This is a genomic window from Serratia aquatilis, assembly GCF_044865145.1.
Lineage (GTDB): Bacteria > Pseudomonadota > Gammaproteobacteria > Enterobacterales > Enterobacteriaceae > Chania > Chania aquatilis.
The window spans coordinates 3,850,532-3,863,150 of sequence record NZ_CP173186.1 but is presented as its reverse complement, the minus strand read 5'-3'; the positions used below and the strand labels follow the sequence as shown (position 1 = coordinate 3,863,150).

Here is a 12,619-nt window from a genome sequence, read left to right as displayed (position 1 = left end):
GCCTCGCTCTGTTGCTGCCTATCTGCAACTTGAAGTAACTTGGTTAGAGATGATGTGGATAGCTGGTGGGTTTAATGAAAATTCTGAAAAAGATTGAACGCCTCATACCTGTAACTTTTATTATTGCGTTAATGGTTGCGCATAATGGGTATTTGATACTCAGCCCGATCCTTTGGCAGTTGTGGCAACACTCTCATGATTTGTTGAATAGCGTCACGTCTTGGCACGAGGCGATGGGGTTTCTCGATACTATGGATATTCCCCGTCTTATGATTGGCGTAGTGCTGATCTTTATGGCGGTTATTTTGCTTTTGAGGACCCGTATAGCTTGGTTTTTCTCATTGGTTTTGTTTAGTTGCATCATCGTCGTCGATATCTTTATCTTCAAACAAGTTACCGCCTTGGTGTGGTACTCGCTGGTCACTGTCGTCGCGCTGATCATCTTCTGGCGTCGTTTCGATCACCACAGTCTGGGGAGCACCAGCTTTTTTGCTGTTGCCAGTATGGCTTCGCTGATTGTTTATAGCATGCTGGGGACGCTATACATTGGCGAACAGTTCACTCCCAAGATAACCGACCTGCCCACGGCGTTCTATTTTGCCATTGTCTGCATGTCTACCGTCGGCTTCGGCGATATCATTCCACATACCACCTTAGCGCGCATGTTTACGCTGACGGTGATTATCTTTGGTATCACCATCTTTGCCGCCTCGGTCGCCTCTATTGCTGGCACGCTAATCAGTCAAAATCTTCAGCACATTATGAAAGGGCGATTTTCCCATATGACACGTAAAAACCACTATATTATTGTTGGTATCTCTTCACTGGCACAAAATGTCTATAAAGGGCTGACTGAAAGCGGCGGCAACGTCACAATAGTTTGCGAGCAGGGGAACAAGCAACTTTTTCCCGATCACGCCGATGTAGTTGAAGGCGATCCCTCTTCCGTGGCGACGTTAACATTGGCAGGGGCTGAAAAGGCAAAATATATTGTTGCCTTGACCGAAAGCGATGCGGTTAACGCTTTTATTATATTGGCAGCCAAAGAAGTCGGTGGGGAAGAGACCAAAACGATCACATTGGTTAATGAAAGCCAGAATATGAGCAAGATAAAGCGTGTAAAACCCGATGCGGTTCTCTCACTCCAGCTATTAGGCAGTGAGCTGCTGGTGCGTTCTCTGAATGGGGAAGTGATTAATCGAGATCTAAATCTTGATACATTTTTCAGCCATGAGCAGGAGGATAGCAAGGGCCAGTGATCTTTGTTACTCACGCCGCTATTCGCACCATAACTTCTACCCTCATCGTACCGCCCCCGCTGCACTTGCAGCGAGGGCGGTGGCAAAGTGAATTTCAAGGTTTCAGGCGTCGATGCACTTTGCTAAACCGCAGCGAAAAGTTTGGACCAGATTGTTGACCTGAAGCGGTAGTTAACGCCGTCCTGGTTAACGCTGACATATCAGCGATATAAAATTTTGGCATCAGGTCGCTCAATGACGATCTCAGCGTAATCCCGCCTAAATCTAAAGCTCTGGCAACTTACGCAGATGCTTGAATGATGCTATTTCAGCCTACCGAGTGACGAATGCTAACTTTGCACTATCCCAGCTATCACGGGGAATGGCGGCCATTTTATGCTCTTTGGCTGGTTTGATTTTAGGTAATGGTAATACTATTTTTTACTAATTGAATTATTTAATGGGATTTTTCTATAAATTTATTCACATGAGATTGCTATTTAATCATCAGTAAGGGGTCGCTGGAATGCTGAAAATCAATATTCCCAGGCCTTATCTCGCTTTTATGGCTCTTTATATATACACAAAATAATTTGAGTTGCTTGTAGGCGGCATGCACTGGAGACCCCAGGAGCATAGCCCACTATGTGACTGGGGCAACAGGGCGCAGCCAACACCCAAGCAACTTGAAGTATGAAGTGTATAGTGGTTGTGCATGATCGTGTTGCATACATAATAGTGACACATAGTTATTTTTTTACGGTATTACTGTTGATTATTTTATAATAAAAATCTTATTTAAAATTAAAATGGTTTAGTTTAAATTGTCAATTAGAATAAATAACTGAAAATTGATGTTTAGCGACCGATAAACAGATGGCAAGATTGGTCTTGTTAATGATTAGGGTTTTTTTATGGTGAAATTAAGTTTTTATTTTAAAGTTGCTTTTCAATAACAATCTTTTTTGCAACAATTTTTAGCGCTCAAGGAGAGGGACGTAATGGATTATTACTTGGTGAAAGTAGGCTCTTAATTCCCCTGCGTTAGAACAAAACTAGATTATTCGTCACAGTAGTTTTATGTATACTTTAAACACTTCGAGTATAGTGGCGGTTTTTAGCTAACAACAATCCTTAGTATTATTCTTGAACATATCAATAATTAAATTGGCTTTTGGTTTATCAAATATGACGAGTATATACCCAGGTTACGTCTGGATACGCTTAGGCTGCAACAGAGGGATAAACCAGTCAGCAACAGACTTTGTTGCCCACAGAGTTCGAGAAGCGCCGTGGAGTACTGTACGTGCAGCAGCCTCTTCACGCCGCCGTTTTCATCATCACCATTCCTACACATGTAGGAAGATGATGTCATTAGAATAAGGTACCGCCGATTTCTTCTTTGGGTTCGGAATGCAAGAATATTCTCATGTTGAACGGGGGAGGGTAATTTTCCTCATAATGATAACCAGAAGGTGTATTACTCGCCGATTCTGGTTATCAAAGGCAATACCCAAGTAGCATCAAAAAGCAGGTAGGCATTAAATAACAAATAAATCGGATTTTTGATTGATTTCAATTGCTCTATATATACTCTAAATAATTCGAGTTGCATGTAGGCGGCAAGTCCGAGAGTCGCCAGGAGCATAGACAACTCTATGTGACTGGTGTGAACGGACGTAGCCAACACCCATGCAACTTGAAGTATGACGAGTATAAAACCTATTTATTAATGGGGGGAAGTACGGTTCTTGTAATTAACTCTGGCGAGTGAAAATACCAGCTGTCGCAAGTTGAATTAATTTTTTAACCAAAAATACAGTAAATAATTTCACTGTATTAACTCATATCAAGTCAAACTTAGGAAATATAAACATGAAAGCATTATCTATCAAAACCACTCTGGCTTCCCTGATCCTGGCCGGTCTTTCAAGCAACGCTTTTGCCTACGATGCGCAGATCAACATCACGGGTGAACTGACCGAAAGCACCTGTCTGATCAATGGTGGCAGCAGCCCAGCGGTGAAGAACGTGACTCTGCCAACCCTGTCCAAGTCTTCACTGACCAACCCAGGTGCCTGGTCTGGCCGCGTACCTGTCAGCTTCGAACTGACTAACTGTGATGTGGCTACCACCGGTGCTACCGCTACGTTCGAGAACGGCCCGAACATCACTGCCGATGGCAACATGAAAAACCTGGCCACCGTTAACCCGGCGAGCAACGTAGAAGTTCAGCTGCTGGATGCGAATGCGCAGGCAATCAACCTGGCGACCGATACCGTGGTCACCAATATCACTAACCAGGAAGGTACTCTGCAGTTCTACGCACAGTATTTCTCTAAAGACGGTAACGCGTCTGCCGGTCAGGTCAGCTCACACGTTGAGTTCTCCATGAACTACAACTAATTCCTTTTCGGGTATCCCCTCTGACTGCTGACAAAGCCTGTTATTAGGGAGAGCGTGCCGATGGGGTCGTAACGACGTAAGCCGTCGGAGTGCCTCACGGTGCGCTAGGCCCGGGTATCTCGGGCTAGAAGGCAATTTTTTTCATCAGCCAGGGGGGGTACCCGGTTTTCGGGTACCCCCTTTACTTGTTTAAGGGCATTGGCCATACAGTGCCCTTAAACAAGGAAGTCATCACGTTCAATACCTACGTTCTATTGGAGAAATGCCCATGTTTGCAGGTCTGTTAAATGTACTCACTCCTCGTCAGCCCCGTCGCACCTTTATGACGAGCCTGTTGGCGATGACGGTCAGTACCGCGGCCTCTGCCGCAGACTCGGCGTCTCCAGAAGTTGCACAGTTCGACCCCGGTTTTTTCCGAGGCCTCAGCGGCCAGGCGGCGGATCTTTCTCGCTTCAGCAAAGGCAACGCGCTCACGCCAGGGCACTATCGCTTCGATGTCTACGTCAATGAGCTGTGGGTCGGGCGGCAGGAAGTTGCGGTAACGCATACGGTTCCCGAGGCCAAGGCGTCCTATTGCTTTACGCCAGAGCAGGTACTGCAATGGGGGCTGGATGCCAGCAAGCTTCCTGACGCCCCCAAAGCCCAGAAGGTGTTGAGAGACGCGGCCTGCTTTGACGCCGAGACATTCATTCCCGGCTTTCAGCTCAGTGCCAACACCGGTGAACTGATGCTGAACCTGACCGTGCCCCAGGCCTTTCTCGGTTCTCGCCGTGGCGTTGTGGCCCCTGAACTCTGGGATCATGGTGTCACTGCCGGTTTCGTTGGCTACAACCTGAACGCTTTTCATTCTCATACCGCTGACGCTGGCGACACGACCCAGTATTTTGGGGGCTTCAACAGCGGCGTGAACCTGGGGAGCTGGCGTCTGCGTCACAACAGCAGCTATACCGGCAGCAACCGCGGGGACAGTCGTTATCAGTCCATCAGTACCTATGCGCAACGTGCGGTGGCACCGCTCAGGGCCAATCTCTCCATAGGGCAGTATTTCACCCCCGGCGAGCAGTTTGACAGCGTGCCGTTCACCGGCGTGCAGTTGACCAGCGACACGCGCATGAACCCGGATACCGAGAACGGTTTTGCCCCGGTCATCCGGGGGATCGCCAACTCCAATGCCAAGGTGACCGTGCGCCAGGGCAGCAACGTGATTTACGAAACCAGCGTGCCGCCGGGCCCGTTTGCCATTGACGACCTGCACAGCACCGGGTACTCCGGCGATCTGCAGGTGACCATCACCGAGGCTAATGGCCAGACCCGCATTTTTACCGAGAGCTACGCCTCGGTTCCTCAGTTGCTGCGGCCGGGTGTCTCACGCTTCAACGTCACCGCAGGGCGCTATCGCGACAGCTATCTTGACGACACCCCGAGCTTTCTCCTGGGGACGTGGCAGCACGGGGTGTCTAATTTGGTGAGCGTCAACACCGGCGGTATCGTTGCCGAACACTATCAGTCACTGCAGGGGGGCTTGGCATTCAATACGCCCGTGGGGGCGTTGGCACTGGACATCACACAATCCCGCGCCACCGGCCTGAAAGCCAATGGCAGCGGGATCGACGAGCAGATGCAGGGGCAGAGCTATCGTGCCACCTACAGCACGTTGCTGCCGGAGACGCGCACCAACTTTACCCTGGCGGCCTACCGTTTCTCCAGTGAAGGTTACCTGAGTTTTGCTGACTTCGCGCAGGCCCACAGCACACGGGCACCGGCGTTCAATGAAGCGAGTGCACTTCCGGGGATCAGCGGTAAGCGTGCCGGATCTGCTCGGCCACGCAACCGCTACCAGTTGAACATTAATCAGCCGTTGGGAGTAGGCTACGGCAACCTGTTCTTCAGCGGTTCGGCACAGAACTACTGGAACAACGAGGGCGGTACCAGCACCACGTTCCAGGCCGGCTATGGCAACAGCTACCGTTGGGGCAGCTTCAATCTGGGTGTCAGCCGGACGCTAGGATCTACAGGGCGGTCGGATACACAGTATCTGGCCAGCGTGAGTATCCCGTTGGGTAGCCAGTCGCGGGCACCGATGCTGACCACCGCGCTGAACTACAGCGACAAGAACAACACTACGGCGCAGACCACGTTGAGTGGCACCGCCGGAGACAACAATCAACTGAGTTACAACGTTTACGGCAGCAGCTCACGCGCTGACAGCAACAGTGTCAATAGTGTGGGAGGAAATACACAATACAGTTCACCGTATGCGGTGATGAATGCTGGGGTCAGCAGTGGTAGCAACAACCGGCAGTTGAATCTGGGGCTGAGTGGCAGTGTGCTTGCGCACCCGGGGGGTGTCAACCTGACGCAATACCAGGGGGAAACCATGGCGATTGTGCAGGCCAAGGGGGCCGAAGGGGCAACCATCAGCAACAACGTGGGGGCCGCTATCCAGAAGAACGGCTACGGGGTGGTCTCCGGGCTGATGCCTTACCGCCAGAATGAAATCGCGCTGGACCCGAAAGGGACGTCACAAAATGTGGAGATCCTCGGCAGTTCACAGCAGGTGGCACCCAGCTATGGGGCTATCACCATGCTGAAATACGAAACCGAAACCGGCGCGCCGGTGATGCTGCAGGCCACCCGCACGGATGGCAAGCCGATCCCGGTGGGTGCCGAGGTGCTGGGTGATAAAGGGAAATACCTGACCATGGTAGGGCAGGGTGACCTGATATTTGCCCGTGGTTTGGCACCGCAGGGGCAACTGATGGTGAAGTGGGGGCAAGGAGCTGGCCAGAGCTGTTCACTGCAGTACCGCCTGCCTGCAGCACCGGTCAAACCGCAAAACTATCAAAAGGTCACCACTCAGTGCGCATTGCAGTAAAGCATTGGCGCAATCAGGAGCAGCATATGGCAATTCTACATACTGCTCCTGAGCCTGAATGACAAGTGAAGTTGCCACGGCGGCATAGGCTCTAAGTCGCCAGCCACCATGCTTTTATTCCACTTTTTTGGATGAGATCAATCATGAACAGAACGCGGATTATTACCTTTCTCTCTGTCTTGTTGTGCAGTTGGGTGTTCCAGGTACAGGCCAACATCGTTATCTCCGGCACTCGGGTGATTTACCCCGCCAAAGAGCGGGAAGTTACGGTTAAAACCACCAACATGGGTAAAGAACCGTCGCTGGCTCAGGTGTGGGTTGACCGGGGCGATCCGAACGCCCGGGCAGACAACGCCAATGCGCCGTTCCTGGTCACGCCACCGCTGGTGCGCATTGAGCCGGGCAAAGGGCAGGCATTTCGCGTGGTGTTTACCGGTGAATCGTTGCCGAAAGATCGCGAGTCCCTGTTCTGGTTTAATCTGCTCGATGTGCCACCGTTACCGAAGGACGCGGATGCCAACGTGATGCAGGTGGCTTATCGTTCACGCATCAAGCTGTTCTATCGCCCAGACGGACTCGCGGGGAACCCGGTGAAAGCGGCGGAGTCGCTGACCTGGACACGGGGCGCGGCGAGCAAGGGCGGTACGGTGTTGCAGGTGCGCAATAACAGCGCGTTTTATGTTTCGCTGGCGTCGGTGAGCCTGAAGAGCGGCACAACCAGTGTTAAAACGGACGGGGGGTATACCCTGGCCCCGTTCAGCACGCAGGACGTGACGCTGAAAGGGCCAGGAACGCTGCCCGCGGGGCAGGCTGACCTGACCTACAGCTGGGTTAACGACTATGGTGCTGCGGTATCGCAAACCTCAACGCTAACGCCCTGAAATATTTTCGCCAAACCCGGCCCCTATTCGCACCGACGATAAAGACCAGATAAAAAAGCAGGGTCCGCCATCACAGGTTCTGGCTAATAGTTTAAGAAGGATATCCGATTATGAATAAAAAAAACTCAGTGATGATAAAGCAGAAAAAATGGGCAAGTTGGGCACTGGCGCTGTGTGGTCTGATGCTAACGGGGCTGTATGCTCCCCGAACACTTGCAGACATTATAACTGTCTGTACCCATCCGAGCGACAGTTACATCACTATTCCGCCAATGAGCTATTCGGAAGTCGATCTCCCTGCTATAGGACAACCTATCAGCCAAGCAGGGATTATCAATAAAGTAAACCTTATTTCCGACTGTTATATTAAAGGGGCCCTTTACGACGGAGGCTATCTGAGAAACTCTCTCATTTCTGGCCGTACCTATACCGAGGATGGCGTCACCTACCCAATTTATTCAACCAACGTACCGGGTATCGGCGTAATTGTCGGGGTAAAAGAGTTGTCACAAGCACGTTATACGCCAGCTTATTCTGAAAGTAGTGGGTTAGGGAATACCTATTTTTACACTCGATCAACATCACTTAATCCCCTCTCGCTGGGTGGCATGGCTAGATTGATTGTAACCGGCAAGCTATCGCCAGGCGTTTATACTATCGCCCAGAAAAATTTAATCGACGTATTTGCTAACTTGGATGAACTTTATTATCCTCCGAGTACTGTCAACCCGCTAGACCGTGCCTTTATCCTCAGCCCTACCACGTTGACGATTACCGCCAGAACCTGCCAGATGACCAGCGACGCGGTGCAGAATGTTGCGCTGCCCAAGGTGACCAAGAGCCAGTTCTCGGGCGTGGGGTCCTCGCCTAACGTTGGGCAGAATTTTATCGTATCGACCCAATGTGAAGAGGGGGTAAACCTGTATGCCACCATGACGGATGCCACCAATCCCGCCAACAGCGGGAATATCCTCACCCCTGGCGAGGGCACCACGGCCTCTGGCGTGGGGGTGCAAATCCTGCGCAACGACATCCCCGTCGCCTTTGGCCCAGACTCTTCGGCGGCGGGAAATATGAATCAGTGGTATATCGGTTCTGCCGACAGCGGGCCGGGTATCCATCCCTTTATCATCCCGCTGAAGGCCCGATACGTACAGACAGCCGCGAGCATGACCGCCGGCGCGGTGAAGGCGAGAACCACCATTACGTTCTCTTACCAGTAACGGAGAAGCAACCCGGATAACAGCCAGCTTAATAGGGCGGCTGTTATCCGTCGTCCCCCCATACCCCTAAAAATCATTACCCCCATGCCTACACCTGTAGGACGGCGACGACGCAAGAATAAGGTGTGGCCGATTTCTTCTTCGGGTTCAGAATGCAAGAATATTCTCATGTTGAACGGGGGGATGGATAGCCCTCCTCGTCATGATAACCAGAGAAGGCATTATTCGCCGATTCTGGTTATCAACGACAATACCCAAATGACATTAAAAAGCAGGTAAGCATTAAATAATAAATAAATCGGCTGTTGACTGATTTAATCCATTATTACATTAACCATTTATTAATGCGTGGTTAATAACGGAATACGGAATTAAATAAGTCACTCGGGTAAATGAAAAACCGCTATCGAAAATTGAATAAATTTTTAATCAATATATACCGTAAACAATTTCACTGTATTAACTCATATCAAGTCAAACTTAGGAAATATAAACATGAACGCATTATCTATCAAAACTACTCTGGTTTCCCTGATCCTGGCTGGTCTTTCAAGCAACGCTTTTGCTTACGACGCGCAGATCAACATCACGGGCGAACTGACCGAAAGCACCTGTCTGATCAACGGTGGTAGCAGCCCAGCGGTGAAGAACGTGACTCTGCCAACTCTGTCCAAGTCTTCACTGACCAACCCAGGTGCCTGGTCTGGCCGCGTTCCTGTCAGCTTCGAACTGACTAACTGTGATGTGGCTACCACTGGTGCTACCGCTACGTTTGAGAACGGCCCGAACATCACTGCCGATGGCAACATGAAAAACCAGGCCACCGTTAACCCGGCGAGCAACGTAGAAGTTCAGCTGCTGGATGCGAATGCGCAGGCAATCAACCTGGCGACCGATACCGTGGTCACCAATATCACTAACCAGGAAGGTACTCTGCAGTTCTACGCACAGTATTTCTCTAAAGACGGTAACGCTTCTGCCGGTCAGGTCAGCTCACACGTTGAGTTCTCTATGAACTACAACTAATTCCTTTTCGGGTGGGGATACCCGGTTTCGGGTATCCCCTTCTTGTTTAAGGGCGTTGGTCATTCAGTGCCCTTAAACAAGAAATTAATCACGTTCCATAGCCTATTACCTATTGCTTTATCGGAGAAATGCCCATGTTTGCAGGCCTTTTAAATGTACTCACTCCTCGTCAGACCCGTCGCACTTTTATGACGAGCCTATTGGCGATGGCAGTCAGTACCGCTGCTTATGCCGCAGACTCGGCTTCTCCAGAACTTGCACAGTTCGATCCTGGCTTTATCCGTGGCCTCAGTGGTCAGGCGGCGGATCTTTCGCGCTTCAGTAAAGGCAACGCGCTCACGCCAGGGCACTATCGCTTTGATGTGTACGTCAATGAGTTATGGGTCGGGCGGCAGGAAGTTGCGGTGACGCATACGGTTCCTGAGGCCAACGTCTCCTATTGCTTTACGCCAGAGCAGGTTCTGCAATGGGGGTTGGATGCCAGCAAGCTTCCTGACGCGACCGCAGCCAAGAAAGCATTGAAGGACGCGGCCTGCTTTGACGCCGAGAAATTCATTCCCGGCTTCCAGCTCAGTGCCAACACTGGCGAACTGATGCTAAACCTGACCGTGCCCCAGGCCTTTATCGGTTCACGCCGTGGCGTTGTGGCCCCCGAACTCTGGGATCATGGTGTCACCGCCGGTTTCGTTGGTTATAACTTGAATGCTTTCCATACCCAGACCCGTGATGCTGGTGACGTGACCCAGTATTTTGGTGGCTTTAACAGCGGCGTTAACCTGGGGAACTGGCGTCTGCGCCACAACAGCAGCTATACCGGCAGCAGCAGCGGGGCAAGCCGTTATCAGTCGATCAGTACCTATGCGCAGCGTGCGGTGGCACCGCTCAGGGCCAATCTCTCCGTGGGGCAGTATTTCACCCCCGGTGATCAGTTTGACAGCGTGCCGTTCACTGGCGTGCAGTTGACCAGCGATACGCGCATGAACCCGGATACCGAGAACGGTTTTGCCCCGGTCATCCGTGGCATTGCCAACTCTAATGCCAAGGTGACCGTGCGCCAGGGCAGCAATGTGATTTACGAAACCAGCGTGCCGCCGGGTCCGTTTGCCATTGACGACCTGCACAGCACCGGTTACTCCGGCGATCTGCATGTGACCATCACCGAAGCGGATGGCCAGACCCGCAGCTTTACCGAGAGCTATGCTGCGGTTCCGCAGATGTTGCGGCCGGGTGTGTCACGCTTCAATGTTACCGCAGGGCGCTATCGCGACAGCCATCTTGACGACACCCCGAGCTTTCTTCTGGGGACGTGGCAACACGGGGTGTCCAACCTGCTGAGCGTCAACACCGGCGGTATCGTTGCCGAACACTATCAGGCATTGCAGGGGGGCTTGGCATTCAATACGCCCGTGGGTGCGTTGGCGCTGGACATTACGCAATCTCGTGCGACCGGTCTGAATGCTAATGGCAGCGGGATAGATGAGCAGATGCAGGGGCAGAGCTATCGTGCAACCTACAGCAAACTGCTGCCGGAGACGCGCACCAACTTTACCCTGGCGGCCTACCGTTTCTCGAGTGACGGCTACTTGAGTTTTGGGGATTTTGCGCAGGCCCGCAACACACAGGCACCAGCGTTTGACGAAGCAGGAAGCCCGCCGGGGATCAGCGGTGAGCGTATCGAATCTGCTCGGCCACGTAACCGCTACCAGTTGAACATTAACCAGCCATTGGGTGAGGGCTACGGCAACCTGTTCTTCAGCGGTTCGGCACAGAACTACTGGAACAACGAGGGCGGCACCAGCACCACGTTTCAGGCCGGTTATGGTAACAGCTATCGTTGGGGCAGCTTCAACCTCGGCGTCAGCCGGACGCAGGGATCGACAGGCAAGTCGGATACGCAGTACCTGGCCAGCGTGAGTATCCCGTTAGGCAGCCAGTCGCGGGCACCGATGCTGACCACCGCGCTGAACTACAGCGACAAGAACAACACTACGGCACAGACCACGTTGAGCGGTACTGCCGGAGAAAACAGTCAACTGAGTTACAACGTTTACGGCAGCAGCACACGCGCTGACAGCCACGGAGCCCATACCGTGGGGGGCAACGTACAGTACAGTTCGCCGTATGCGGTGATGAACGCTGGGGCCAGCAGTGGCAATAACAACCGGCAGTTGAACCTGGGGTTGAACGGCAGTGTGGTGGCGCATCCTGGCGGTGTCAACTTGACGCAATACCAGGGGGAGACCATGGCGATTGTGCAGGCCAAGGGGGCCGAAGGGGCAACCATCAGCAACAACGTGGGTGCTGCCATCCAGAAGAACGGATACGGGGTGGTCTCCGGGCTGATGCCTTACCGCCAGAATGAAATCGCGCTGGATCCGAAAGGGACGTCACAGAACGTGGAGATCCTCGGCAGTTCGCAGCAGGTGGCCCCCAGCCATGGTGCCATTACGATGTTGAAATACGAGACCGAAACCGGTGCGCCGGTGATGCTGCAGGCCACCCGCACGGATGGCAAGCCGATCCCAGTGGGTGCCGAGGTACTGGATGACCAAGGGAAATACCTGGCCATGGTGGGTCAGGGTGACCTGATATTTGCCCGTGGTTTGGCACCGCAAGGGCGGTTGGTGGTGAAGTGGGGGCAAGGAGCTGGCCAGAGCTGTTCACTGCAGTACCGCCTGCCAGCAGGCTCGGCGAAGCAGCAAGACTATCAGAAAGTCACCACCCAGTGCGCGGTGAAGTAAAGCGCTGGTGCAGTTGAGGCCGCTCTGGGCAGGTATGTTTACCCAGAGCGGCTATTATTTAAATCAGAGTCTGTAAAAGCCAGCGTAGTTGGCGCTAACCGTAACGGCAGCGAGGATGTTTAGTGCGGTGTGGAGCGCCAATATGGCAAGTGAATAGCCCTAACGGCATAGGCAGGCTCTAAGCAGGTAGTAGTTTACTCATATTACCCTTTTTTGGATGAGATCAATC

General features: G+C 52.2%; 7 protein-coding genes. All 7 read left to right on the top strand.

Annotated features, from left to right (window positions below; genetic code table 11):
* Window positions 1-74 precede the first annotated feature (74 nt).
* On the top strand, window positions 75-1,259 hold the full coding sequence (gene kch / locus SAQUA_RS17470) for a voltage-gated potassium channel protein (protein ID WP_380674923.1): 1,185 nt from the start codon (window positions 75-77) through the stop codon (window positions 1,257-1,259).
* Window positions 1,260-3,113: 1,854 nt separating this feature from the next.
* Complete coding sequence (locus tag SAQUA_RS17465) at window positions 3,114-3,644, top strand: fimbrial protein (protein WP_380674925.1); 531 nt, start codon at window positions 3,114-3,116, stop codon at window positions 3,642-3,644.
* Window positions 3,645-3,912: 268 nt separating this feature from the next.
* Entirely contained in the window at window positions 3,913-6,519 is a 2,607-nt protein-coding gene (locus SAQUA_RS17460; RefSeq protein ID WP_380674927.1) for a fimbria/pilus outer membrane usher protein, read from the top strand.
* Window positions 6,520-6,662: 143 nt separating this feature from the next.
* On the top strand, window positions 6,663-7,400 hold the full coding sequence (locus SAQUA_RS17455) for a molecular chaperone (RefSeq protein WP_380674929.1): 738 nt from the start codon (window positions 6,663-6,665) through the stop codon (window positions 7,398-7,400).
* Window positions 7,401-7,510: 110 nt separating this feature from the next.
* The gene (locus SAQUA_RS17450; protein WP_380674931.1) at window positions 7,511-8,623 is read left to right on the top strand and encodes a fimbrial protein; all 1,113 of its coding nucleotides are present in this window, start codon (window positions 7,511-7,513) and stop codon (window positions 8,621-8,623) included.
* 495 nt (window positions 8,624-9,118) lie between these two features.
* Window positions 9,119-9,649, top strand: a complete 531-nt coding sequence (locus SAQUA_RS17445) for a fimbrial protein (RefSeq protein ID WP_380674933.1) — start codon at window positions 9,119-9,121, stop codon at window positions 9,647-9,649.
* 134 nt (window positions 9,650-9,783) lie between these two features.
* The gene (locus SAQUA_RS17440) at window positions 9,784-12,390 is read left to right on the top strand and encodes a fimbria/pilus outer membrane usher protein (protein ID WP_380674935.1); all 2,607 of its coding nucleotides are present in this window, start codon (window positions 9,784-9,786) and stop codon (window positions 12,388-12,390) included.
* Window positions 12,391-12,619 lie beyond the last annotated feature (229 nt).